Here is a 25,060-nt window from a genome sequence, read left to right on the forward strand (position 1 = left end):
CCTACCACTCGCATCATCCCCTACACGGCTTTACTGGGTTATTCTTGCAGAACCACTTCGACCTATCGGCAACCAGTACCGCTCGGCGCTCTTTCTCCAGGATGATGCACAGTGCGAGGCCACGTGTGCAAGCCCGGCCGCTTTGCCAAAACGATGGCCGCCGTCGGCGATAATTAGCCCATCACGACTGCGCTGGAACCCGCGACGCCCTTTTATTATGTCGAGAATAAACATAAATAATATCATATAAACATAACAGCGGCTATCGCGCCCTCGAGGGCATTGGCGTGTGCCTGCCGCCGGCCCGTTAAGCGGTATTGGCAGCGCGATGACAGACGCTACTATGCTGTTCGTGCAATACAGTCGCCGTAGCGTTGAGACGATATGTTCACGCACATTCGCCATTATAGGGCGCCGGCGCTTCCTTATGAACTGGTTAACTTATGCTAAATAGTTTTTTCGATATCAGAGATATCACTGGCCGCTTCGTGCAAAATAAAATTGAAATTGTTGGCCGACAAGGGGGTTATTAATGAGCAGCGCGTACTCAAATTATAAGAGACGCCGGGCGTGTTTTTACCGCGATTCAGATAGCCCCAACGTCGCAGCTATCCTCGGAAGCATCGTTGGCGACGCTGCCTTTTCCGTTTGCCTAGGTATTCGCTTACTTCATGTCACCCAAGCTGGCGTAACAGTTGAACTTCCTTTGTCCCTTCTCGCTGATGACCGGCATGTTTATTCTGCTTGCCGATTTGACATCGAAACGCATCACGTTAATCTCCCGGAAAGTTATGCCGTCAAGATCATCAAACCCAATACGCTTCTGCTCGCTGGTATTCTGTCCGCTGGTGTGGCTGTTTAACAGTCTGGCCAGCATCGTTTTCAGATTCAGAATGCTAAAATTGCCCATAGTGCACAAAGGCGATATTACTTCCGACGATATTTACGCGGTGTTGGAGGCCGTGGACGCTGGTCGGCGTACTGCGCAAGGCAAGAACATGAACTTATCAAATGGTCGGTAATTACTCTTAATGATGTGACAACCACGCTTATGAGGGATTTTATGAGACAGGGGCTGGAGGAACAGATTGTCGCTCGCGACGAAATCCTGGCTGATTGAGGGCGGTACGCCGATTGATGATGTGATGCGGGCGCTGCACATCGATAAGTTTCCGCGATCAGGCAACTACAAAACCATCAACGGCTTCATGAGTTTATGCTACACAAAATCCCAAAACGCACCGATTTTGCCTGATATGCTGGCCACGAGTTTGGGGTGTGTGGATATCGACAACTAAATAGATCAGCTGCTAGTTATGTGTGGCGAGGAGAAATCCCCTGTTATTGTCGCCGGCGTCCTACAACAATGCCCATGTCGCCTGAGATTATGGCCGCAGTGATGAAAAGCCCCGACGCGCGGCGGAGGCGTAATAGCTACAGTGGCGGTTCACCGTAAAGCTTCTTAGACCATGCCTAGCTGGAGTCGTTGGCCTGACGATTGATTTCAGACATGACGCTGAGATGTTGTCTATCTCACACCTTTGGCAACAAAATTTTACTTTTATCAAACTAAAAAGCGCCGATGCCCTTGATGTAAGGTGTGTCGCGAAATAAGGCCTTTACGTAATTGGCTACTTTTATTGCGTTATAGCGATGGAAGATTCTCATTTTTGTACTTTCCTCCCACAGGATTACTTCTTCCTATGGTACTGACTACTACGATTGGAAGTTCGACAACACTACAGTTCACGCTCTCACAGGATGCATTGTTGCTTTTACATATTTAACAGTATGGTATAAAAAAATTCCTACAAACAGTAATTGTCCCAAATGTGCTTGCACACACTGGGTCAAAGAGGACCCTGTTAGATCCTAATAACAAGGGTTTTATGCGCTATCTCATCGATCTACCGGTATGTTACCTCTTCCTCCCTTTGCATGCACATCTGCTGCGCACCGGTGAACTGGTTCCGCCTTGTAAGGGTCATGCATTAGGGGCAGTAATCTGCGATCATAATGGCCCGTACCTCGGCGCGCAAAATAAATACCGCGTTGATTGAAACACTACGCAAGGTAAGATTACCGTGAGAATATTACCAAACGACGACAATCATCAATCATCGTCGATCGCGGCTACGCCTTTTCGCCACCAGCTGATTCATCCGCCACCAAATCGAGGCGAGTCCGCAGCGCTATCCCTGGTAGCAGATTATCGACGACACTAACAGCGTTGTGCGTCATGGCTGGCAGTTGAAAAGCAAAAGTTCGACCATAGTGCTGCTTAACGCTCGAGGAGATGTGTGATGGGCCGAAGAGAGACTGTTAACGATGGAGGAAATACGCCCGGTCGTCAGTCGTATCCAGCGCCCCCTTGCGCGAACAGGACCGATGAATGCCGGCGAGCCAGAAGCGGCTGTCGGCGGGGCGAGATTGGCAGTGGATAGACCGCCCGCGGCATGATCGCCGCCGGCGCTCAGCGCCAGAACAACGACACCTGAAAGCCGGAATTCAAGAAAGATTCTCGCGGACTATAATCTAGTGCCAATCCCTGTCAATCATTGACTTGAACCCCGGCCTCCATGGCCACCGTGTGCCCTGCGGCGGTATCCCAGACACCGGTCGCCCAAAAGCGCGGATAAGGCTGCATCGTCCTCCCGTCACCAGACAGAGTTTCGATGCTCGCCCAGGCGGGCGAACCGGATAATCCTATAGCTCCGCATTGTTACCGTACGAACGGCTCAGCACCACCAGCGACGGGCGCGCTTCTCTCACCTCTATGGCTCACGCTCGCCGTGCTCGTCAATACGCCAGGCTTTCCGTCCGCTGCGGCATAAAGCCAATTTGTGACCGGCACATAGACCACGCCCATCACCGGCTTACCGCCCTCGAAGCGCAATCTTGACCGAAAATTCACCATTACGGCGTAGAAACCCATTAGTGCCGTCCAAGCGTCAGCGCCTGTAAACTGGCGGTGATGACCCAATGTACAACAGATCTGCGGCGGTAACCGGCGAATCGTTCTGATTCAGCTCCATCAGCTTTTCGTCGTTGTGGACCTGCATGATGGCAGCGCTGGCGTCGTGTGAAAGGGTAATTATCAATCATAATCCACCTCGAAGATGAGCCTTAAGATAATAATAATAATAATAATAATATTTTATCCGGAGTGAATAACTCTTTGACTCCCCAAACGGGAGAAGTTGCATAACGCTACGCCGTCAAGAGGACTGCCGACATATAGAGAGGAGAAACGCGTCGGCGCGCGTCCCACAGGTTTACAGAATTTCAAACGGCTCCACTTTAAAAATCAACGCGGAGAAAGGCGAAATGGACGCGCCCGTGCCGCGTTCACCGTAGGTCAGTTTGTGGGGAATATACAACTCCCACCGCAAGCCGACCGGCATCAACGTCAGCGCTTCGAACCGTTAAACACGATACCATCCAGTAGCCAGCCGGCGCGATCCTGGCGAGAGGGGGATTGCCCTGTCCTTTTGGTCAGGACTTTAAATTGCAGGCCTGATTCGGTCAGTATAACGCCCTCCTTAGTCGGCATTGTCCGCTAGGAACTTATTGCCTTCTATCGCCAAACGCCCACCGGCAACCGGATTCCACCAATTGCAGGCCTACCTGTAGACCGATACCGTAGCTCGCCTGGGCTTCAACGCTGTTGTAAGAGGAGCTAGTTATGACATGTCCTTTAACAGCGAAAGATGCGGCATAGCAGCGCGGGCGGTTAGGGTAAAATCCCACGTGCAAATAGTATGACGTCTCACTTTAACGTCAGTGTCACTGTATAAAATAGAGATGGAGCTTCATCTCACACCGTTCTATACTTCTCGGGTTACGGCACAGTTTTGCAAGAGATGTGATCATGGGTAGATTGCTCCAAGGGAAAACACGTCAACGAGCTTTCGCTGCCGAGCCTGGACGGCCTGCGGGGTATGCCATCTCCGTTTGTTCTCGCTGATGACATCAGCCGGCCTGCCGTTGAGGGCGATGAACGCGCGCCAATCGGCGCTGGCTGCTGATTATCGCATTACTGGTAGCTATCGGTTTACTTGTCCCTACGGTCCAACGAAACTCCGGCACCGGTGGTTCACAATGATGCAACATCCTCTGCCGTTCCGAAACGGCAAGGCGCTGGCTCAGTTGCCCCGCGCGTATAACTGCCAGTAGCGGATGTCTTCCATGGCCCGGGTAGAGGGCAACGATAAACCGATAAGTAGCATGAGCCGGGCAGGAGTTCGCATCGTGCAAAACGATACAGGGCGTCCTGACGCTGCTGGAATAGAATAGCCGGCTCAGCCAGCCTGATGCGTTGCGATCCAGCTCGACATCAGCCACCAGTGACGATGGCCATTCTGTCGGCGTCGCCTTAACGCCGCTGCCCCTACGCGCCAGCAAAAACCAGCGCTCAGCCGGCCGGTTGCTGCCCTCTGTGCAGGCGAAATAGCAAAGTGCTGGCACGGAGAAGGCATTTTAAGATTGCATAATCTCTTACGTTTCTGGCACAATCACCACATTCAGGGTAACGAAAACATTCCTGTGCACCTGAATGCTAACGTCGTGGTCGCCAGTTGTGCGCAGAGCACCGCTCGGCAGACGCACTTCGCTTTTCTCGACGTTGACGCCGGCGGCAGTAATCGCGTCCGCAATGTCGCGAGTACCAATAGATCCGAACAGTTTACCTTCATCGCCTGCTTTCGACGCGATGGTGACGCTGCCAAGTTCATTAATTTTCGCAGCGCGTGCTTCGGCTTCAGCCTGAACGTCCGCCAGTTTGGCTCTCAGTTCAGCACGGCGCGCCTCGAAATACTCTACGTTTTTCTTGGTGGCCGGCACGGCTTTTCCTTGCGGCACCAGGAAGTTACGAGCATAACCCGCCTTAACATTAACCTGATCACCCACACCGCCCAAGTTGGTAACTTTATCAAGTAGAATAACTCGCATTATCATCCTCTCAAAGAATTAGTGAACAATGACCGATTACTTATGACGATCAGTGTACGGCAACAGGGAAAGGTAGCGCGCACGCTTGATTGCGCGGGCTAGCTGACGTTGGTATTTAGCGCGAGTACCGGTAATCCGGCTCGGGACAATTTTACCGCTTTCGGTTATATAGTTTTTCAGAGTAGCGATGTCTTTATGGTCGATTTCAACAACGCCTTCCGCGGTGAAACGGCAGAACTTGCGACGACGGAAATAACGTGTCATATGGCTAGTCTCCAGAATCTATCAAACCAATCTGCTCGGCATGTAGAACTATCTTGCTGAGGCCATTACGTCCTTGATGGCAACTGATGAACCCCCGCACGGTGATTTGCGTGCCAACCGTTATACTGCGAATTATATCTAGAGTATCTTTTCCACTGACCACTACAGACAGTCGGCACCATGCCTGGCGTGAAAAACCAGCTTCTTGCTGCATAGAACGGTGCTCAAGCACGAACTGGCAATGCGGAATACCTGACGGGCTAACTTTACGGATGGGTGTCTTGCACACACTGCCCGACAGTATCAGACGGTTCGCCGTCATCATCGATTACTCTTCAGAATCCTCAGCATCGGAGTCTTCGTTGGTTTCAGTGGCGAAATCTTCATGGCGTTCGCTGCGTTCGTCTTTCGCTTTAACCATAGGAGACGCTTCAGTCACAGCGTGCTTAACGCGCATAATCATGCTGCGGATAACAGCGTCATTGAAGCGGAAAGCCGTTTCTAGCTCGTCGATCACTTCTTGCGGCGCTTCTACGTTCAGTAAAACATAGTGCGCTTTATGCAGTTTGTTGATCGGATAAGCCAACTGACGGCGGCCCCAGTCTTCCAGGCGATGGATCCGGCCTTTAGCACCGGTAATAAGGGTGCCGTAGCGTTCGATCATGCCGGCAACCTGTTCGCTTTGGTCAGGATGAACCATAAAAACGATTTCGTAATGACACATAGAACTGCTCCTTACGGATTATTCAGCCTCCTGTTAGTTGTCAACCGCAGCCCATGGAAGCAAGAAACGTGATAAGTGTGCGGTCGAAAAATGACGCGCAATTGTACTTACCCAGTCGACTAAACACAAGGATCTCGGCGGATTATTTCTGAGTTACGCGGCTTTCGCTCGGCGTTCAGCCACAACACTAAAGGACGTCCCAAAAAAAAGCGACAGTGGGCCGCGAGAGCACCAACGATAATTTTAAATCTACAGCTCGGTAAATAGTGTACCCGATGATGGGCTCCGCGCGTTACTAGCGTCTGATACAGTCGTGCGCTTTCCGCCGACCGGTACCAGCGGATCCGCATCGCCATGCCAAAGCAGCAACAGTCGATCACTCAATTTATCCAGCTGCTGAAAGACATCGTAGTCCACCAGCGGCGCCAGCGCCCATAGCGCCGTTCACAATTCGGCGCATCCTCCAGCGTCACCGGCGGAAAGAGTGTGCGGCTGAGCCGCATAAAATCGCCGGATCCCATCAGTGCCGCGGCAGACGATAGCCAACCATAACGCGCCAGCGCCCATAGCGCCGTCATGCCGCTCATCGACGCGCCGTAGAGATGCCGACGCGTTGCCCATCAGTCTGCTAAAATATCCTAAACAAGCGGGCACCATGGCATAAGAGCATCCGGCAGGATCACATGGAACCCGGCTAGCGCCAGCGGAAATAACCACAGACCTCTTTGGAGAAAGTATGGCCATCGTAAAACAGTATTGGCAGCCCTAAAGTATAACCGCCCACCGGCACCGCATGTATCACTTCGATGTAGCCAACGTACTCCTGATGTATCTCTACTCATTGTTCCCGCGTTCGCCGTAACACGTCGCGCCACGTCATCCTGTCGCCACAGCGTCCGGTCATTATCATGACCACTGCGGCCGGTTTCACTATACTTTAATCGACTAAGCACTGCGGATATTTAGCTATGAAATGGCTTCTTTTGACGATCGTCTTTTGCTGCTTGCCGTTAGCGAAATGTAGCGCGTTCAACGACAAACCAGCGCCTGAAAAATAGGCGGTGAAAAGTGGAAATCAGCCGCAATAAGGTAAATTCGCTGACCTGAACAGGAAAAATCACCGTGAATGACGTCACAGTCCGAAAAACGCCATTCAACGTCAGGCGGATGAACGTCAGGCGCATTATTACCAGATCCCGATGATCGAACGGCACTTCCAGGCGTCTGGCACACAGAGGGGATGGTGCGGCGCACGCACGCATTTAGGGGCTCATCGGCGCGAATACCCCGGACGGCGCGCGTTACGTCGTCAAGGTGAAAACGGACAACAACGAGGACACAAACATTTACTTGGCGTTTATGCCGCCATGGCCGTGGTGCGGCGAACATACGTATAGCTCATAGAGTGGGTATAATTGAAAAGCGCCTTAGCCCACCGAGTCGATAGCGCCCACCGGCGTCCGCGAGAAGATGTCTAACCTCGCTGCCGCACGGCTTCAAATAGACATACTCCGGCAGCAACCGATACATTAAGGGACGAAACCTCGCCAGCCATGGGAATACTGATGAGCTCATCGCAATATTCACGGGTCAGGCGCCGCATGCCTTCACCTTCCGCACCCATCACCAGCGCCAGCGGCCCGGTAAGTTTGCTTTGATAAAGATGCTGATCTGCCTCGCCGGAGGTGCCGACGATCCACACATTATGCTCTTGCAGCAAGCGCAGCGTACGTGCCAGATTAGTGACGCGGATCAGCGGTACGCTTTCCGCGGCACCGCTAGCGACCTTTTTGGCGGTGGCGTTCAGCGGCGCAGAGCGATCGCGCAGTACTATTACCGCATGGACACCGGCGGCGTCGGCGCAGCGCAGGCAGGCGCCAAGATTATGCGGATCTGTAACGCCATCCAAAACCAGCAGCAGCGGCGCGGCCTGTTGTGCCAGTAGCGCTGGCAGATCGTTCTCTTGGAACTGCTGGCCTGCCTGCACGCTGGCAACGATACCCTGATGTGCCGCGCCCTCTGCTTTCTCATTCAGCCACTGGCGACTGGCCATCTGAATAACGATGCCGGCCTGTTCGAGTTGCTGAACCAGGGGCCGCAAGCGGCGGTCGTCGCGTCCTTTTAACAAATACACATACAGGAAACGCTGAGGATCGCGCTTCAACAGGGCCTGTACGGCATGAATGCCGTAAATAATTTCACTCATGATCGTCTCGTCAACGGGCCTGCCGGCCCGTTTAGGCTTGTGCTAATAAACGTCGCAGTTAATAGTTTTCTGAGCGACCGGAAGCCACGTCGGGTTTCCTGCGGCGGCGCGTTTTACCGCTAGCGGCTTTATTACGGGTAGTGCTCTCGATGGAGGTTTTCTTGCGCGAAGTGTCCTCGGTTGGTAGTTTGGCCGGCGCCGAAGAGGCGTGACTGCTTTTGCCGCGCCCTGCGTCGTGCGCCGCAGGCTGAGTTGTCTGAGCACCCTGGGCCGTTTGCACGCCGCCGCGCTGATGCCCGGTTTTGCCGGCACTACGCGGCTGACGGCGGCTGGAAATCAATGAAAAATCGATTTTACGTTCGTCCATATGCACGGCTTCAACACGGATTTCTACTGCGTCCCCGAGCCGGTACACCCTGCCGCCGGACTCGCCTATCAGCCGTTGGCCGATGTTGTCATAGCGATAATAATCATTATCCAGCGATGAGACATGTACTAATCCGTCGATAAACAGCTCATCGAGACGCACAAAGAAACCGAAACTGGTAACGCTGGTAATAATGCCGCTGAATACTTGCCCAACGTGATCATGCATAAAATCGCACTTCAGCCAGTCCGCCACGTCGCGAGTCGCTTCATCGGCGCGACGCTCGCTGAGCGAACATTGCTGGCCTAGCTGCAACATCTCTTCCAGTTCGGAGTGCCAACCGCCGGTCAGTGTGGCCCGTCCACTGACGTCGCCATTCTGTCGGTCGAGAAGATATTTGATCGCCCGATGCAGCGCAAGATCTGGATAACGGCGGATAGGCGAGGTGAAGTGAGCATATTCCTGCAGGGCCAGTCCGAAGTGGCCACGGTTTTCAGGATCATAAATCGCCTGTTTCATCGATCGCAGCAGCATGGTTTGCAGCATTTCGTGGTCAGGACGGCCAATGACCAAATTCATCATATCGGCATAATCTTTAGGCTCAGGTTTATCGCCGCCCCCCAATGTCAGCCCCAGTTCGCCTAATACCGTGCGCAACGAGGTAATATGGTCATTGCTTGGCCGGTCATGCACACGATAAAGTGCAGGCTCTTTGTGCTTCTCGACAAAGCGCGCCGCGGCAATATTCGTCAGGATCATGCATTCTTCGATGAGCTTATGAGCATCATTGCGCTTCACCGACTCAATGCGCTCGATACGGCGCTCCGCGTTGAAGATGAACTTAGCCTCTTCGGTTTCAAAGGAGATGCCGCCGCGCTGCAACCTGGCCTGTTCCAGTGTCTGATACATTTCATGCAGTTGAGTCAATGGCTGGATGAGCGGCGCGTAATGGCTACGCAATTCCTGCTCGCCCTGCAAGATCTGCCAAACCTTGTTGTAAGTCAGGCGCGCGTGAGAATTCATCACTGCTTCGTAAAATTTATAAGAAGAGAGACGCCCCTGGGCGGAAATGTTCATCTCACAGACCATACACAGCCTGTCCACCTGCGGATTGAGGGAGCACAGCCCGTTGGACAGCACCTCAGGCAGCATCGGGATCACCTGCGAGGGGAAATAGATCGAAGTTGCGCGACGGCTTGCTTCCTGGTCCAGCGGCGTATGTGGCCGGACATAATAGCTCACATCAGCAATCGCCACCCATAGATGCCAACCTCCGCTGCATTTTTTTTCGCAGTATACCGCGTCATCGAAGTCGCGCGCATCCTCGCCATCGATGGTCATCAAGGGCAGTGCGCGTAAATCGATACGGCCGTGCTTTGCCGCTTCCGGCACCTCTTCCTTTAAATCCGCCAATTGCTGTTCGACCTCCGGCGGCCAGACATAGGGAATATCGTGGGTGCGCAGTGCAATATCCACCGCCATGCCGGTTCCCATATTATCGCCGAGCACCTCTACCACTTTACCAATAGCTTTGGTGCGCCGTGTCGGGCGCTGGGTCAGCTCCACAACCACCACGAACCCCATGCGGGCGCGCTGAGTCGATTCTGGCGGGATTAAGATATCGAAACTGAGACGGCTATCGTCTGGCACAACGAACGAGCTACCGGCGTCAATGAAAAAGCGGCCCACAATCTGGCTAGTTTTCGGCACCAGCACACGCACAATGCGCGCCTCGCGGCGGCCTTTGCGGTCAGCGCCCTGCGGCTGCGCCATGACGACATCGCCGTGAATGGCCATTTTCATCTGTTCGGCGGACAAATAATAATCATCCTTGCTACCTTCGACGCGCAGGAAACCGAAACCGTCTCGATGACCGATGACTGTACCGCGCAACAAATCCAGACGCTCCGGTAGCGCATAGCACTGCCGACGGGTGAAAATCAGTTGCCCGTCACGCTCCATTGCACGTAGGCGACGGCGTAAGCCTTCCAGTTGGTCTTCACCACTGATATCCAGTTCCTGCGCCAACTCCTCGTGGCTGGCTGGCTTTTCCCGCTTAGCTAAATGGGCGAGTATAAATTCTCGGCTTGGCACCGGGAACGCGTATTTTTCTACCTCTCTTTCCAGAAAGGGATCTTGTGACATTGAGCTATCTCCATAATGTCAAAACAGATTACCGTGCCGCTAGCAGGTACGCGCACGTTTTTTGTGGAGCGGTGGTTAGGGCCATCATGCCGGCCACGCCAGGCACAAAATGATGGATGGACTCTATGAGTGCCTGCGGCAACACCTGTTTTCAACGGCAGGCAATATGTCAACCTCTGTTTCCGCGCTACAACCAATACGCTATCCTTGGTAAGCCCACCAAACCCTAGCGGGGTATTCGTACCGGTAAAAAGGAAAACATAATAATAGTAACCCTTGAGAACCAAACAGGCCATAAAACTTGTTGGTCGGCAATAAGGGAAGGATAACGTATTGACATATAAAAACAAACCGGGCGTAGCCCGGTTTGCTCTCTCTCTTTTTGCTGATTTACGCCCGATGGCCGTTAATCGTCAAACGGATCGCGTAAGATCATGATTTCGCTACGTTCAGGCCCGGTCGAAACGATATCAACTGGCACGCCGATCACCTCTTCTACACGCTTGATATAGCGACGTGCCGCTTCGGGCAGCTTGTCGAACTGCTTCACACCGAAAGTGCTCTCGCTCCAGCCCGGCAACGTCTCATAAATCGGATCAATACCTTCCCAGTTTTCCGCCGCCAATGGGGTGCTTTCTACCACGCGGCCGTCAGGCAGGCGATAAGCGGTACAGATTTTCACCTCTTGCAGGCCGTCAAGCACGTCGAGCTTAGTGAGGCAGAAACCGGAAAGAGAGTTGATCTGCACTGCGCGGCGTACTGCTACCGCATCCAGCCAGCCGGTACGGCGGCGGCGGCCGGTGGTGGCGCCGAATTCATTACCCTTGGCGCACAGAAACTCGCCCGTGTCGTCAAACAGCTCAGTGGGAAACGGGCCAGCGCCGACGCGGGTGGTATACGCCTTGACGATGCCGAGGACATAATCCACATAGCGCGGACCGAGGCCGGAGCCGGTTGCGACACCGCCGGCGGTGGTGTTAGAGGAGGTAACGTATGGATAGGTGCCGTGGTCGATATCCAGCAGCGTTCCCTGGGCGCCTTCAAACATCACCAAATCGCCGCGTTTGCGAGCGGTGTCTAGCAGCTCGGAGACATCTACCACCATCCCAGTCAGAACGTTCGCCGCCTCCAGGATGTCGTCCAGCACCGTTTGATAATCCACCGCTTCAGCTTGGTAATACTGCACCAGTTGGAAGTTATAGTAGTCAACAACCTCTTTCAGATTGGCGGCGAAGGTGTCTTTATTGAACAGATCGCCTACGCGCAGCGCGCGACGCGCCACTTTGTCTTCATAGGCCGGGCCGATACCGCGGCCGGTGGTGCCGATGGCTTTGGCGCCGCGGGCCTTTTCGCGCGCGACGTCCATCGCTACATGATAGGCAAGAATGAGTGGACACGCCTCGGAAATCAGCATGCGTTCGCGCACTGGAATATCCCGCGCCTCCAGCGCTCCCATCTCTTTTATCAGCGCTTCCAGCGATAGCACGACGCCATTGGCGATGATACTGACGACATTTTCACGCAGAATGCCTGAGGGAATCAAATGAAGGACGGTTTTTTTACCGTTGATAACCAAAGTATGACCGGCGTTGTGTCCGCCCTGATAGCGAACAACATATTTAGCCCGCTCGATCAGCAGGTCGACGACCTTGCCCTTACCTTCGTCACCCCATTGGGTGCCCAGCACAACGACGTTCTTACCCATCTCTTCACTTCACCAAATTGCTTAAAAATGAATTCTACCATCTGAATCCATGACTTTCAGTACTTTTTCGAGCCGGTTCGCGCTGTTTTTACGCTGCGATCAACGCGCCCATTTTTCTATCCGGCGGCGTCGTCACGAATTTATCATCTTGCGCCAGACGCCGGGAAACAACATCGGCCTTAATCCCTTCAGCACCACACTGAGCGTCATCCAAATTGTCAGATTTATGACATAACCTCAAAGAAAAAGGCCCGAATAATTTAATATTATTACATTAAGCGCGAGCAATTTCAAAGAGCCTATGGAAATTCTTGTTGGAGGTTATCATCATGTTTAAATAAGGCGCTAGGGAAGGACGTACGGCAAGCACAGCCACTGACGTGTGATTCTCACTACGAATTATCCTAGCCATGTCAGGTACCGCTACGCCAGCGCGAAGGCAAAGCCGACACCGTATGTCTATGGACGGCAGTGACCAACGGCAGGACAGAGGCGTCAACGTCTTCTGTGACGCCGTTGCCCATCCTAAGCATGGCGAAAACTGTTCAGCCCACCCCGCTCCGCAACCGTTATTTGTGGATCCATATGAATTGCGGTGTTAATTACGAGTATGACTAAGGAGTGGATTTCCACGCAGAAAGTGAAGAAAGCGATTCATAAGATCCCTGGGCGATTTGTTTCATAATTCTTGGCATTGATTCAAACGCTTTAGAAGCACAGGAATCGGGTGGAAAAGGTCAATAGTAGTGTCTGTTGTGATACCGATTAGAAAAGGTAGCTCTTATAATGTGTATTTCCCTGTCCAGAAATGTGAAAATTCATAATTGTCAAGGCAGAATGTTATATTGCCTATTTGCAAGTGTTCTTACGGACATCTGTACAAGACATTATGAACCGTTACACATCTATTCGCAGTCCTTTTTACGGCACTGAGACATGAATCTTGCCATATAGCAGACTCCTACCAATATTGATCATTCTATGCTATATCAAGTCGTTCAGCATGTTAAATGGCAACACTATAATACCCATAATCCATACATTCAAAATATCATCACTCACCAGGCGAGATTTACATGCCATCTCTTATTCAGCCTACCTTCAAGGCTAAGACCGTTTATGACTTAAGCGCTAGCGACATAAAAGAATTAAGCAAACCTATATTCATTACGACTTAAGCTATTTATCGACACGTCTCGTTAGCTGATTAAATGACATCTAAACGTCAGTTCAACGAACTCATAACATAAGACGCTTCTTTCAATCTGCCTAAAAGGTATTATCGTGAACTGTATTTCATCATATTTATTAACCACCAATTGTTGATTTGTAAAACAGTAGGTTTATTAGATTTGGAGACATAAGAGCTAATCGTTGAGGCTATGTTCTGGATGACACAGCACAATCAATGGCAGAAACCAGCGAGATCAGAAACCATTGATTTGCTCAAACATAGACGATAGCGAAACCGGCGACTAGGATGACTAGCAGAAAAAGAGGTAAGTAAAAATAGCGCTAAGTGTTCAGAAGTAGGCTAAAATAAGGATAGCGGATACTAATAGTCAATGGTCTTATACAGTCTGCTTCTGTTCCTCAGTTATAATACTTAAAGGTAATACGAGGTTCCCGTTTATCAAGTTTTAGGTCAATAAAGCTGCTGTTCGCTCAATGTTATTGAAAATGAGCTTGTTGACGATCGCGATACGCCCCCACGGCCACTCTTTGAAAAATCCTCTTACTCGCCTTACTAAGTGTATGCGTAACAGATGTACATAATAAGCGTCAGGCTGTTGCCCTCGATCTTCTCATCACAGAGGATTAGACACACGTTCCAGAGTGTGCGCTCTGCATTGAATGATGGGAGGACACCTTAATTCACAATATTTGATTGTTGAACAAACAATGTCGCCAAAGGTATTCGATACTGCGTTTTAGGTTCATTGAGGCACCGAGTCTGAGTATGCCGGGAAGCGCCCCCGCAAACGCATCGTCAGTCGCAGGTCGATTTTTAATAGGCTGAATTTTTGGCACGCTCAATCAGGATATCGTATCGTTAGATAACAGGTTCGCCAGTAAGATAGGTCTCCCTACATCAAGCCTTCTTTCCTCGCTCCAGACCATTGCGATAGAGGCTATCGTATAAACTTCATGACTTTGACATGGGAAATGGATGACTTGCATTCTTTCTTGGTACAGGTAGTATCATGCAAGCTCGCTATCCTCCGCCAACGAGTCCGCTTTAATAGGCTAAATGGGCTAATGAGCTATTATTATTAATAAAGGAAGAGTACTATTTATATCGATTTCAATAACAGTTTACTCCAGGCAAATCCAATAGCCTTGCTGTTTCTTGGTACTGTTTTGAATAATCTCTAGGATGCAGAGAGAGTCTCGCTTGGCCTGCATCTAGACTGTGCATCTTCTTTGATTCATAGTCTCAACATTGATTATAAAAACCTCCAATGCACAAGGATTAAGTGGACACGGTATGGTATATATAGGTGATTATCCTTATGTTAACCTCTTTGCTCGAGAATTCATAGCGTGGAAACTCATAATCGTTATTTTATGATTCACCTGACAGCACCTCTCTTCGCTTGATTGGCATCTGCATGAGACATTATTTACAGGAGCAAATCTCTCTGTAATTTTTTCTTTCGACAATCGGATAATCGTTCGGTATGTATCATCTCTAATGTTGACCAACCGTGAAGTGAGCGTTCATAGAGATCATGAACATTTTAAATGCTGATTTAAACCTAGAGACGATTCAATTTTTATCAAAATGAAAACCAATGCGATGCAGTGAACGCAATGCATCATCAAGTTTCATCATGTTGAGTTCAATCTTGGAGTCATCACGTCGCTGGGGGTAAAATCGCGAATAGGGAAACCGGTCCCCGTCCAGGCGCAAAGCTCTGCGCAATTCTTAGCGATATTACCTAGCACGGCTATATGCTCAAGCAAAGGCCGGCAAAGTGGCGAGTGAGGTGAATACCAGTGTTGTTGCTATTAATAACGCTTCAAGTGATTTAATCATAGAGTGCATATCACTACATCAGTGAAACACGTTAAATTAGATGATGAATAGCCTCTTTAAATAGCCGTTAAATTTATACCATTAATTATTTTATTAATCGTAGAAACGAGCTGATTGTTGCGTAATTGTTTAAAAAATGTCTCAGTGACGAAAATATCCGCAAAACGGGGCAACCACTAGGATAGCGGATGCTCATCAGTATTTCGGTTCGTGGATGCTATCAAACACAACCGTGTAGCGATGCGAATCACATCAGTTGCAGAAGGTTTACCGGTTCGTGGCGGGATAAGCTTATTACTACCTGCCTGCACTCAAACCAAAAGAGTGGAACGCTAGCGAAAAGGCGGGTTAGGGAGAAAGTGCCTCGCACACTCGAGCCTGATTGAATGTGCGAGGCAACCGTTATGGACGACGGCTGAGCGCGGTATCTTCCGGCGACTTCATGAATCGAAAGAAATCACCTTCCGGGCTCAGCACCATAACATCATTATTGCTGTTAAAGCTGTTTTCATACGCCCGCAGACTGCGAATAAAGGCGTAGAACGCCGGATCCCGACTGAACGCATCGGCATACAGCTTGGCGGTTTCCGCATCCGCTTCACCACGAGTAATCAGCGCCTGCCGCTCGGCCTCGGCCAACGTACGGGTCACTTCGTAATCCGCGGCAGCACGCAGCTTCTCCGCCTCTTCCTGACCCTGGGACCGGTGGCGGCGGGCGACGGCTTCACGTTCTGCACGCATGCGCTGATAAATCGCGTCTGACACTTCTGTCGGCAAGTTGATCTGCTTGATACGCACATCGACAACTTCAATACCCAGCGCCGCCATGCTGTTCGGGTTAACCGCAGACTGCGGGGCGTTGGTTTCGCGCTCTACCCGTGCGGCGGCGGAAGCGATGGCGTTATCGGCTGCGGTCGCCTGCGTCTCTTCATCGTCGCCGGAGGTCCCGTTATTAAGCGCTTCGCGTACATCGGTCATCAGGCGGTTGCGGGAGTCGGTGACGATCCCCTTCACATCCAGCCGGCCGAGCTCCGAGCGCAAACGGTCGGAAAACTTCCGCTTCAGCAACACTTCCGCCTGCGACACATCACCGCCGCCGGTCGCCAGATAATACCGGCTGAAGTCGCTGATACGCCATTTGATACAGGAGTCAACAATCAGGTCTTTCTTCTCCATCGTCACAAAACGATCCGCCTGGTTTTCCATGGTCTGAATGCGTGCATCGAGATTTTTGACCGTTTCAATAAACGGTATTTTTATGTGCAGACCGGGATTGTAAATCAACGGTTTGTTGTCGCCATCGCGCAATACTTTACCAAAGCGCAGAACGATGCCGCGCTGGCCTTCTTGCACCACAAACAGTGACGCATACAACACCACTAGTACTATCGCCACAATAAGCAATAAAGGCTTACGCATCCGATTACTCCCTCCCTTCACGCGTTGTATCGTTACGCTGTGCATTGGCACGTCGCTGATCCATGACCGTTCCGCTAGCATTGCTGTCCGCTGCACCGCTGTTGGCGCCCCCGGCAGGCAGTCGCAACAAATTAAGCGTCTCATTGCTTGAGCGGCTTGAGTGCGTCTTGCTATTGCCTGGTGACGCCGATAGATTGCGCAACATCTGATCTAGCGGCAGCACCATCAAATTATTACTACCCTTGTCGTTGACCAGAATTTTGCGGGTATTGCTCAGCACGCGCTCCATAGCGTCGATATACAGGCGTTCGCGAGTAATTTCCGGTGCTGCTTTATATTCCGGCAGCACCTTGGCGAAACGTTGCACTTCCCCCTGCGCCTCAAGAATGGTGCGGGCTTTATAGGCTCGGCTCTCTTCCAGGATGCGTTGTGCCTGGCCGTTAGCACGCGGCTGCACTTCATTGGAATACGCTTCGGCTTCGCGAATATACTGCTGTTCGTTTTCCCGCGCGGCAATGGCGTCGTCAAAGGCTGCTTTCACCTCTTCCGGCGGCCGGGCTGCCTGGAAGTTGACGTCCAGCAGAGCTATACCCATGTTGTATGGCTGAATAATTTCTTCTAGCACCCGCTGGGTGTCGCTGCGCACCACGGTACGGCCTTCGGTCAGGATGCGATCCATGGTGTATTTACCGATGACACCGCGTAGAGCGCTGTCGGTAGCCTGGTGCAGGCTATCGTCGGCGTTGGTGACGCTAAACAAATAGCGTTCTGGATCGGTCACGCGATACTGCACGTTCATTTCGACGCGCACCACGTTCTCATCGGAGGTGAGCATGATGCCGGACGCTGCCAGCTCCCGTACCGACTCCACGTTAACCGCGGTCACGGTATCAATGAACGTCGGCTTCCAATTCAGGCCAGGCTGAACTAGATGATCGAATTTGCCGAAACGCAGCACTACACCGCGCTCCGCCTCTTTAATCGTGTAGAAGCCACTGCCTGCCCAGATGACCACCACGGCCGCCACTGCCAGACTGATATAATGGCCGCTTCTGCCCAGCGCGCTAGCGCCACTACCGCCGCCTTTATTACCAAACCCGCTCAGCTTGCGGCTGAGTTTGCGGAAGATATCATCCAGATCGGGCGGCCCTTGTTCTCGTCCGCCTTTATGGTTATTTCCGCCAGAATTGCCGCTATTATTATTGCTGCTCCCCCACGGGTCGAGCTCATGTCCGTTATTACCGGGCTGGTTCCACGCCATGTTTTCGCTCCATTTTTACTTTAATTGGTATTCTTCAGGTTTGAGTTCCCAAAGGACAGTCAGACAAAAGATAATCGGCCAACGTCATTTCCTGCTTACATAAACGATGCCAGTCGATGATGGGCAGCCTTACCACCAGTCCTATGCTGCCATCTTCCTCAACCCACTCTTTTTCTATGGCATGCAGCTGGTAAAAACGGCTGAGCAGCCGGCCAGCCTGCGGGGGCAAACGGAGCTCATGGCGCGCGATCTCGCACGTCAGTCGCTCAGTTAGTGCCTGCATCAATAGTGTGACCCCTTCACCACTGTGGGCGGAAAGCCACACCCGAACCGGTCGATTCTCTTCATCGCGATCGATGCGTGGCGCGAAATCGTCAAGCAGATCGATTTTATTCATCACCAATAGCGTCGGAATATCGTTGGCTTCTATCTCAGCCAGTACCTGGTCCACCGCATCGATATTTTCATTAATTCGCGTATCGGCGGCATCGACGATGTGCAACAGCAGAGCGGCCCGCTGCGTTTCTTTCAGCGTCGCTTTAAACGCTGCCACTAGGTCGTGTGGCAGATGGCGGATAAAACCTACCGTATCTGCCAGTACGGTATCTCCTACATCACCGACGTTGATACGCCGAAGCGTCGGATCGAGGGTGGCAAACAGCCGATCAGCCACATACACCTCGGCCTCGGTCATCAAATTAAACAGAGTGGACTTACCGGCGTTGGTATAGCCCACCAGCGAGATTGTAGGGACATTCGCCCGAGTGCGGGCGCGCCGGCTCTGTTCGCGCTGTTTCTCCACCCGTTCCAGATGGGAAAGGATCTGGCTGATGCGGTTCCGCAACAGACGGCGATCGATCTCGAGCTGGGTTTCCCCTGGCCCGCGCAGCCCAATGCCGCCCTTTTGCCGCTCAAGGTGCGTCCAGCCGCGCACCAAACGCGTGGCAAGATGACGCAGTTTGGCCAGCTCCACCTGCAGCTTCCCCTCATAGGTGCACGCTCGCTGAGCAAAAATGTCCAGGATCAACCCCGTGCGGTCGATAACCCGGCACTCGCACAAGCGTTCAAGGTTATGCTCCTGGGCTGGGGATAAAGCATGATCGAATAGGACCACAGAGGCGCCACTGGTTTTAACCACCTCCGCGATCTCTTTCGCTTTTCCCTCTCCGACAAAATATTTTGGATGCGGTGCCTTGCGGCTGCCGGTAACGACGCGCAGCGCCGCTACCCCGGCGGAAGAGACAAGGGATTCAAACTCCTGTAAATCTTCCATATCCTTGTCTTGTGAAAAAAAGATGTGGACCAGTAAGGCCTGCTCACCGGCATTATAACGGTCAAACAAGCGTACAACCTCTCATGCGGATATACTGTAGCTATAATCTGGCCTTAGCGCCAACAGCATGCTAAGGCGCCACTATTAGGCGTCATCGCTTTCCGGCTGCGACAATTGTGAAGCCGAGGTGCTGCCGTGGTGATAATTACTGGAATCACCGCTCGGATTGTTACTGTGATGCGATACAGGGCGAGATGGTACGACGGTGGAAATGGCGTGCTTGTAAACCATCTGGCTGACCGTGTTCTTTAACAAAATGACAAACTGATCGAAAGATTCAATCTGGCCCTGCAGTTTAATGCCATTCACTAAATAAATAGAAACAAGAACACGTTCCCGACGCAACGCGTTCAAGAACGGATCTTGCAAAGATTGCCCCTTAGCCATTCTGTTTTTCCTTATGTGCTTGTTGTTTGTAACAAGAACCATACGGCTCTAAATAAAATAATTGTTGTAAAAGCGCGTTCAATACCATTAATTGTACACAACCACCCAACCTACCCAACCTATACACTAACAACCTGTAATACCCTGTCAAGGGCGGCGGGTTCATCGCTATCCAGCCAATGAAGATCGCGCCACCCACGTAGCCAGGTCATTTGGCGCTTGGCGAGCTGTCGTGTCGCGCAAATTCCGCGAAACACCATGTCATTATAATCGGTTTCGCCGGTCAGATATGACCACATCTGTCGGTAGCCGACGCAACGAAGGGACGGCATCTCCCGGTGAAAATCACCTCGGGCAAAAAGTGCACTGACCTCGCCCTCAAAACCGCTGGCCAACATCTGATGAAAGCGTCGTGCAATACGCTGATGCAGCAATGCGCGGTCAAGTGGCGCAATGGCGAATTGATGCACTCGATACGCCAGCGCTTCACCGGATATTTTTGTCAGTTCCGTTAGGGTGTTATCTGAAACGAAAAAAACCTCCAGCGCCCGCGACAGTCTCTGTGGATCATTAGGATGAATACGATTTGCCGCAATCGGATCGATCTGTTGCAATTTCCGGTGCAACGCCTGCCACCCAACTGCTTCCGCCTCGCGTTCAATGCGTGTGCGTACCTCTAGGTCTGCTGGGGGCAAGGGGGATAATCCCTCCAGCAGTGCCTTAAAGTAAAGCATGGTCCCACCAACCAGCAACGGAATACGGCCGGCCATGGTGATTCCTGCCATTTCCTTAAGCGCATCACGGAGGAAATCCGCCACTGAATAAGACTCCGTCGGATCGCGGATATCTATCAGTCGATGCGGTGCCCGCGCCAGCTCGTCGGCGCTGGGCTTGGCCGTACCGATATCCATACCGCGATATATTAGCGCAGAATCGACGCTGATGATCTCCACCGGCAGGTGCCGACGCAACGCCATCGCGAGCGCAGTTTTACCGGAGGCGGTAGGCCCCATCAGGAAAATGGCCTGGGGCTGGCGCGGAAATGTTGGCTCAGTCATGGTTTATGGCTTTAATGGCAGCCGCAAAATTCAGTGTTACGGGCGGGGCTTTCACCCAGCGCGGACAAAGCCGCTCCACCTAGGCAAGCAATTGTATCGCCCGGGAATGGCTCCAGACGACCGATTTGCGCCGTAGTCGGCGGGCAAGCTAGACCGCAACCTGGTGATGCGTCACCGACGTTTCACCGTGCCGGTAGCCTAACAGGTCTGAAATCAAGTTTTGTAAATTTTGTTGGCGTAATGGTAAAGGTACCGCATTCAGTATTGCCTGATGAGGATGCATCTGTAGAGTGATTTCCATTTCCTGAAGCAGTGGCTGATAGCGTTTAAGCACTACGGCTCCTTTATCGCGCAGCGTCATACGCAGCAGAATCAGCGGCGGCTGAGCGCGCAACTGTTCCGTACCGGGCGCAGTTTACGTTCAGCCAACCCGCGTTCGGTAACCGGCAGCGAGAGCATCGCCAAGCCGCTCGTCGACTCTACCAACGCATGGCAGGGCGTGATCAGGCTTACCACCCTGCCAACTGCGGGGATTACCAGCGACGGTCGACCCGGTGCTGACGGACGTCTACCTATGATGGTGCTGGACGAGAAGGCGGCGTCGGTGTGTGTCGTGTTGTTGTCGCCGGCCAGCGAACCGCTATCCGCTGGCCGAGGCGAAATATCGCGCGGTGTCGTTTGCCCCCTGTGCCAGCGGCGCGGTCTGCACCAACTGCCGGTACAGCGCGCCTTCTTTGTGCTGATGACCGGAGCGCCAGCATAGCTGGCGCTCCGGTCCCGTGCTCGGCCGCCGCGAGCCGTCGCGCCGGAAGACTACTGCGGAGAAGCATGCTCATCAACTACCTTTACCGACCAGCGGTCATGATCGTATCCCCGCTCATCTCGCTCGCCGCACGACGCTCCTCGCCGGCCGCAACGACCGCATGCCGCGACGCCGCCAACCCAGATGCGGAAGCATCCTCCGGCAGCCGGAATGGCTCGCCGGCAGATAGGGAAAAATGATTGCGCTCGGATTCCTGGCGATTCTCCGGGCGCGCTCGTCGGCCTCACGCCATCGTCGCCGATCGGCAGGCGTGACACCGCGCTTTGCTGCAAGATGGTCACCACTACCTGATATATAAATCATGCACCAGCCGCCCCTGATAAAGCCGTACTTCGTGCTTGGCGAGGTGGACATTGACGTCAACCTGATACGGATCCACATCGAGAAACACCACAAATGCTGGCCGCTGCGTTCTCGCCAGCTGATTCTGATAGGCCTGCCGTATAGCGTAATTGATCAATTTGTCGTGCGCCGATTAACATAGCTGTACTGTATCTCGGGCAGCCCGCCGGATCTGCTACACAACCGTGTATCGCCAGATCGCCGTGCTGCCAGGAAACGCCCAAGGCTCGCGCGGCAATGCTGGACCGCAAAGACAGCCCAACCGCGCAGATGCTGGCTGACAACGTGGTGCTGGCACACTGTTTTGCCGTCGTGCTGTAAAATGAATGTCACGTCGAATCGGACCAGCGCGATATAGCGAATGACCTCATCGATATGGGTGAACTCGGTCTTTCGGTGCGCATGAACTTGTGCCGAGCCGGTGTATTGTAAAACAGATCCACCATATCCGCCGTCGTTCCCACCGAATGGGTGGCGGATTTGAGCGTACCGCTAATTCGCGCCCTCGGCGTAGGCTTGCCAGGTTCGCTCTGCGCGGCAGTGTTCGAGGCAAAGTCAGACATGACATGGAGCTTACGCTGGCCAATGCAAACCCACACTAGTGATGCTTTCAATCCAGGCTGGCGATTTTGCTGATCGCATGACAGGTTAGCGCCAGCGTCAGCTCTTCTTTAGCGATACCACTGCCATTATCACGAATACGGATACGTTCAGCGCCGGCGCGCTCAATTACCATCGGACGCGGGCGTTTCCACGACTTCACTGGTGGCGATTTGGTTTGCAAGCTGTGGCGTCAGTACCTGAATTGGCACGATAATCGAGTCCTCTGGCCTTAAGCGGGCGGTATGGTCAATGTTTGTCCAAGCATCACGTTATTTGATATCATATTATTAGCATGCTTGATATCGATGGCGGATACACCATAGCGTGCGGCGATTGCAGTTAATGTATCGCCATGCGCCACTTGATGTCGTCGCGGACCGCTCTTCTGTGTAGCAGCGGGCGGCGGTGCGGCCTGAGCGCTTCCTCCCGCGGGAATGCGCAGCCGTTGCCCGACCAAGACATTCTCTTTTTTCAACTTGTTCAGAGTACGGATCTCCTCCATGCTTACCCCATATTGGCGAGCGATGGAGGAGAGCGTCTCACCCCGCTTGACGACATGGCGTCCTGCGGCGGCAGGCGCTAGCGCGCCAGCGTGGGACTGGACCACCGCTTGAGTCCCGCTGGCTCTGACGTCGGCCGCGGAGCTGACGCCCTGCATTCGATTTTTGAGCTTTAGGCCGGTTTGCAGCGGATGTGATAAGAAATAAGCACGCAGTCCCAGGTACAGGGCGTTAGCGATCTTATCCTGGTGCGCGCTGCTACCGAGTAGCCGCTCCTCCCGAGTATTACTAATGAAACCGGTTTCCACCAGTAGCGACGGAATATCCGGCGAGCGCAGTACGCCGAGACTGGCGTGTTCCGGCCGGCGTTTATGCAGAGCGCCTACCGGCTGCAGCTGGCCCAGCACCTTCATCGCGATGTCGTATCCCACCCGCTGCGAATGGCCGAACTGCAGATCCAGCACCGCCTGGCTGAGGTAGGGATCGGCCTGGCTGTTGGCTAGCAGATCACCCGCCCCCCCCAGCAGCTCCGACTGTTTCTCATGCTGCTCAAGCCAGTTTGCCATTTCGCTATTGGCGCGTCGGTTGGACAACACCCAAACCGACGCACCGCTGGCGCTGCGATTGGGTGCAGCATCGGCATGAATGGACACCAGCACGCTGGCGCCTTTTTTGCGCGCGACGTCGGAACGGCCCATGACCGAAATAAAATAATCGCCGTCGCGGGTTAGTACCGGCTTGAACATCTTGTCTCCATCGAGCAGCGTTTTCAGCTTGCGAGTGATAGCGATGGTCACATTTTTCTCGTGCAGGCCATGAGGGCCAGTAGCTCCCGGATCCTGACCACCGTGACCGGCATCGATGGCCACCACTACCGGCTCGGCGCCCGCCGGCGGCCGGCGACGCGGTGCCGATGCCGACCTCGCCACCGTGGCGGAGCTCTCAATCACCGTCACCCGGTTGGTAAAGGGGTTTTTTACCGATCTTGACAGCGACGGCGCGCTTGAGGTCGGCATGGCGGTGCTTGTCCGCAGAGCAGAGGCAACGGCAGTCGGTTGCAGGCTCGTCACGGTCAGCACGATATTGTAGCGCCCGTCCACCTGCCGTATCGTGGCTTGCTCGCGAGATTTGCGGGTCAGCTCGAACACCAGGCGTATACTCTGCTTATCCACCGGCGTACTGGTGCGAATACGTTTAATTACATTTTCACCACTAAAATCGAGCGGTAGTCCTTGCACCGGGCCGCTTTGGCGAATATCCACCACAACTCGTTCTGGGTTGTGCAGCGAGAAAAAGGCGTAAACCGGCCGTTGATTAAACCCGAGGGTGACCGTCGATTGATTGGCGCTGTTGGCAATGTTAATATCGCTGAGCTTCGCCGCCATTGTCCGCCCTACGATTAAACACACTATTAACGCCAGCATTATCCCGAACTTCAACATCATACAGGCGTTCCTTGCCGCGGTGCCAGCTGCGTCAGAATGCGTTCGCCGGTGGCGCTAAGAGCCCGCGCATGCGCCTGCCGGCCGTCCTCTTGGTAGGTGAGCGTCAAGGCGATATCCGCCGCCGGCAGTATGCCCTTCCCACGCCGCGGCCATTCCACCAAACACAAGGCGGTATTATCGAAATAGTCCCGTACTCCCATAAATTCAAGCTCTTCCGGATCGACCAGGCGATAAAGGTCAAAATGATAAACCGTCCAGCGCGGCAGCGCGTAGGGTTCGACCAGGGTGAAGGTGGGGCTTTTTACATTGCCCTGGTGTCCCAGCGCGCGAAGAAACCCGCGGCAGAATGTCGTTTTGCCGGCCCCAAGGTCACCATAAAGATAAAACACACAAGCTTGTCGGCAGGCGTCAGCCAATGCTGCGCCGAAGGCGACGGTTGTTGTTTCATCCGCCAGGAATATTTCACGTTTTTCCATGTCTGATTTTTG

Annotated in this window: 18 protein-coding genes and 6 pseudogenes; 3 read left to right on the forward strand and 21 right to left on the reverse strand. The window is 52.9% G+C overall.

Features of this window, described 5'->3' with window-relative positions; all coding sequences use genetic code 11:
* Positions 1 to 450: 450 nt before the first annotated feature.
* Positions 451 to 1,400, forward strand: a pseudogene (locus tag GPOALKHO_RS07480) (CNNM domain-containing protein).
* Positions 1,401 to 1,536: 136 nt separating this feature from the next.
* Here GPOALKHO_RS07480 and GPOALKHO_RS07485 read toward each other — a convergent pair.
* Positions 1,537 to 1,668, reverse strand: a pseudogene (locus GPOALKHO_RS07485) (DUF1107 family protein); the annotation flags it as partial.
* 543 nt (positions 1,669 to 2,211) lie between these two features.
* Here GPOALKHO_RS07485 and GPOALKHO_RS07490 point away from each other — a divergent pair.
* A complete protein-coding gene (locus GPOALKHO_RS07490) occupies positions 2,212 to 2,304 on the forward strand; it encodes a hypothetical protein (protein WP_406703445.1) in 93 nt (30 codons plus the stop codon).
* Positions 2,305 to 2,473: 169 nt separating this feature from the next.
* Here GPOALKHO_RS07490 and GPOALKHO_RS07495 read toward each other — a convergent pair.
* The 17 genes and pseudogenes from GPOALKHO_RS07495 to GPOALKHO_RS07575 form a co-directional block, all read right to left on the reverse strand.
* A pseudogene (locus tag GPOALKHO_RS07495) lies at positions 2,474 to 3,062 on the reverse strand (inositol monophosphatase family protein).
* Between the two features lie 213 nt (positions 3,063 to 3,275).
* Positions 3,276 to 3,687 (reverse strand): annotated as a pseudogene (locus tag GPOALKHO_RS07500) (FKBP-type peptidyl-prolyl cis-trans isomerase N-terminal domain-containing protein).
* Positions 3,688 to 4,497: 810 nt separating this feature from the next.
* Positions 4,498 to 4,950, reverse strand: coding sequence for a 50S ribosomal protein L9 (gene rplI / locus GPOALKHO_RS07505; RefSeq protein ID WP_406701958.1), 453 nt, complete (start codon positions 4,948 to 4,950; stop codon positions 4,498 to 4,500).
* A 36-nt stretch (positions 4,951 to 4,986) separates the two neighbouring features.
* Positions 4,987 to 5,214, reverse strand: a complete 228-nt coding sequence (rpsR, locus tag GPOALKHO_RS07510; RefSeq protein ID WP_406701960.1) for a 30S ribosomal protein S18 — start codon at positions 5,212 to 5,214, stop codon at positions 4,987 to 4,989.
* A 4-nt stretch (positions 5,215 to 5,218) separates the two neighbouring features.
* Positions 5,219 to 5,536, reverse strand: a complete 318-nt coding sequence (priB, locus tag GPOALKHO_RS07515; protein WP_406703446.1) for a primosomal replication protein N — start codon at positions 5,534 to 5,536, stop codon at positions 5,219 to 5,221.
* Positions 5,537 to 5,542: 6 nt separating this feature from the next.
* Positions 5,543 to 5,938, reverse strand: a complete 396-nt coding sequence (gene rpsF / locus GPOALKHO_RS07520; protein WP_406701961.1) for a 30S ribosomal protein S6 — start codon at positions 5,936 to 5,938, stop codon at positions 5,543 to 5,545.
* Positions 5,939 to 6,318: 380 nt separating this feature from the next.
* Positions 6,319 to 6,525 (reverse strand): hypothetical protein, encoded by a 207-nt coding sequence (locus GPOALKHO_RS07525; protein ID WP_406701963.1) that lies wholly within the window; start codon positions 6,523 to 6,525, stop codon positions 6,319 to 6,321.
* Positions 6,526 to 7,412: 887 nt separating this feature from the next.
* Positions 7,413 to 8,144, reverse strand: a complete 732-nt coding sequence (gene rlmB / locus GPOALKHO_RS07530; protein ID WP_406701964.1) for a 23S rRNA (guanosine(2251)-2'-O)-methyltransferase RlmB — start codon at positions 8,142 to 8,144, stop codon at positions 7,413 to 7,415.
* Positions 8,145 to 8,202: 58 nt separating this feature from the next.
* A complete protein-coding gene (gene rnr, locus GPOALKHO_RS07535) occupies positions 8,203 to 10,656 on the reverse strand; it encodes a ribonuclease R (protein WP_406701965.1) in 2,454 nt (817 codons plus the stop codon).
* A gap of 406 nt (positions 10,657 to 11,062) precedes the next feature.
* Positions 11,063 to 12,361: an adenylosuccinate synthase gene (locus GPOALKHO_RS07540; RefSeq protein ID WP_406701967.1), complete on the reverse strand. Its 1,299-nt coding sequence runs from the start codon at positions 12,359 to 12,361 to the stop codon at positions 11,063 to 11,065.
* A gap of 141 nt (positions 12,362 to 12,502) precedes the next feature.
* Positions 12,503 to 12,589, reverse strand: a pseudogene (locus GPOALKHO_RS07545) (DUF2065 domain-containing protein); the annotation flags it as partial.
* 3,214 nt (positions 12,590 to 15,803) lie between these two features.
* Positions 15,804 to 16,820, reverse strand: a complete 1,017-nt coding sequence (gene hflC, locus GPOALKHO_RS07550) for a protease modulator HflC (protein WP_406701969.1) — start codon at positions 16,818 to 16,820, stop codon at positions 15,804 to 15,806.
* A 4-nt stretch (positions 16,821 to 16,824) separates the two neighbouring features.
* The gene (gene hflK, locus GPOALKHO_RS07555) at positions 16,825 to 18,081 is read right to left on the reverse strand and encodes an FtsH protease activity modulator HflK (RefSeq protein WP_406701970.1); all 1,257 of its coding nucleotides are present in this window, start codon (positions 18,079 to 18,081) and stop codon (positions 16,825 to 16,827) included.
* Positions 18,082 to 18,115: 34 nt separating this feature from the next.
* Positions 18,116 to 19,423 (reverse strand): ribosome rescue GTPase HflX, encoded by a 1,308-nt coding sequence (gene hflX, locus GPOALKHO_RS07560; protein WP_406701972.1) that lies wholly within the window; start codon positions 19,421 to 19,423, stop codon positions 18,116 to 18,118.
* Positions 19,424 to 19,498: 75 nt separating this feature from the next.
* Positions 19,499 to 19,801 carry an RNA chaperone Hfq gene (gene hfq, locus GPOALKHO_RS07565; RefSeq protein WP_406701974.1) on the reverse strand — a complete coding sequence of 101 codons (303 nt, stop codon included), beginning with the start codon at positions 19,799 to 19,801 and terminating at the stop codon, positions 19,499 to 19,501.
* Positions 19,802 to 19,920: 119 nt separating this feature from the next.
* Positions 19,921 to 20,859: a tRNA (adenosine(37)-N6)-dimethylallyltransferase MiaA gene (gene miaA / locus GPOALKHO_RS07570; RefSeq protein WP_406701976.1), complete on the reverse strand. Its 939-nt coding sequence runs from the start codon at positions 20,857 to 20,859 to the stop codon at positions 19,921 to 19,923.
* 148 nt (positions 20,860 to 21,007) lie between these two features.
* Positions 21,008 to 21,253, reverse strand: coding sequence for a hypothetical protein (locus GPOALKHO_RS07575; RefSeq protein ID WP_406701977.1), 246 nt, complete (start codon positions 21,251 to 21,253; stop codon positions 21,008 to 21,010).
* Positions 21,254 to 21,358: 105 nt separating this feature from the next.
* Between GPOALKHO_RS07575 and GPOALKHO_RS07580 the strand changes: the two genes are divergently transcribed.
* Positions 21,359 to 21,622, forward strand: a complete 264-nt coding sequence (locus tag GPOALKHO_RS07580) for a hypothetical protein (protein WP_406701978.1) — start codon at positions 21,359 to 21,361, stop codon at positions 21,620 to 21,622.
* A 169-nt stretch (positions 21,623 to 21,791) separates the two neighbouring features.
* Here the strand turns inward: GPOALKHO_RS07580 and mutL are convergent.
* The 3 genes and pseudogenes from mutL to tsaE all read right to left on the reverse strand — a co-directional run.
* Positions 21,792 to 22,836, reverse strand: a pseudogene (mutL, locus tag GPOALKHO_RS07585) (DNA mismatch repair endonuclease MutL); the annotation flags it as partial.
* A gap of 20 nt (positions 22,837 to 22,856) precedes the next feature.
* A complete protein-coding gene (amiB, locus tag GPOALKHO_RS07590; protein WP_406701979.1) occupies positions 22,857 to 24,572 on the reverse strand; it encodes an N-acetylmuramoyl-L-alanine amidase AmiB in 1,716 nt (571 codons plus the stop codon).
* Positions 24,569 to 25,048, reverse strand: coding sequence for a tRNA (adenosine(37)-N6)-threonylcarbamoyltransferase complex ATPase subunit type 1 TsaE (gene tsaE, locus GPOALKHO_RS07595; protein ID WP_406701981.1), 480 nt, complete (start codon positions 25,046 to 25,048; stop codon positions 24,569 to 24,571). Before tsaE ends, amiB begins: the two co-directional genes overlap by 4 nt.
* Between the last annotated feature and the right edge of the window lie 12 nt (positions 25,049 to 25,060).

The organism is Sodalis sp. (in: enterobacteria) (assembly GCF_036327475.1).
Classification (GTDB): domain Bacteria; phylum Pseudomonadota; class Gammaproteobacteria; order Enterobacterales; family Enterobacteriaceae.

Excerpts from the sequence above, each read along its gene's own strand:
- rplI (WP_406701958.1), bottom strand. The coding sequence starts at position 4,950 with ATGCGAGTTATTCTACTTGATAAAGTTACCAACTTGGGCGGTGTGGGT.
- rpsR (WP_406701960.1), bottom strand. The coding sequence starts at position 5,214 with ATGACACGTTATTTCCGTCGTCGCAAGTTCTGCCGTTTCACCGCGGAA.
- priB (WP_406703446.1), bottom strand. The coding sequence starts at position 5,536 with ATGACGGCGAACCGTCTGATACTGTCGGGCAGTGTGTGCAAGACACCC.
- rpsF (WP_406701961.1), bottom strand. The coding sequence starts at position 5,938 with ATGTGTCATTACGAAATCGTTTTTATGGTTCATCCTGACCAAAGCGAA.
- GPOALKHO_RS07525 (WP_406701963.1), bottom strand. The coding sequence starts at position 6,525 with ATGAGCGGCATGACGGCGCTATGGGCGCTGGCGCGTTATGGTTGGCTA.
- rlmB (WP_406701964.1), bottom strand. The coding sequence starts at position 8,144 with ATGAGTGAAATTATTTACGGCATTCATGCCGTACAGGCCCTGTTGAAG.
- rnr (WP_406701965.1), bottom strand. The coding sequence starts at position 10,656 with ATGTCACAAGATCCCTTTCTGGAAAGAGAGGTAGAAAAATACGCGTTC.
- GPOALKHO_RS07540 (WP_406701967.1), bottom strand. The coding sequence starts at position 12,361 with ATGGGTAAGAACGTCGTTGTGCTGGGCACCCAATGGGGTGACGAAGGT.
- hflC (WP_406701969.1), bottom strand. The coding sequence starts at position 16,820 with ATGCGTAAGCCTTTATTGCTTATTGTGGCGATAGTACTAGTGGTGTTG.
- hflK (WP_406701970.1), bottom strand. The coding sequence starts at position 18,081 with ATGGCGTGGAACCAGCCCGGTAATAACGGACATGAGCTCGACCCGTGG.
- hfq (WP_406701974.1), bottom strand. The coding sequence starts at position 19,801 with ATGGCTAAGGGGCAATCTTTGCAAGATCCGTTCTTGAACGCGTTGCGT.
- miaA (WP_406701976.1), bottom strand. The coding sequence starts at position 20,859 with ATGACTGAGCCAACATTTCCGCGCCAGCCCCAGGCCATTTTCCTGATG.
- amiB (WP_406701979.1), bottom strand. The coding sequence starts at position 24,572 with ATGATGTTGAAGTTCGGGATAATGCTGGCGTTAATAGTGTGTTTAATC.
- tsaE (WP_406701981.1), bottom strand. The coding sequence starts at position 25,048 with ATGGAAAAACGTGAAATATTCCTGGCGGATGAAACAACAACCGTCGCC.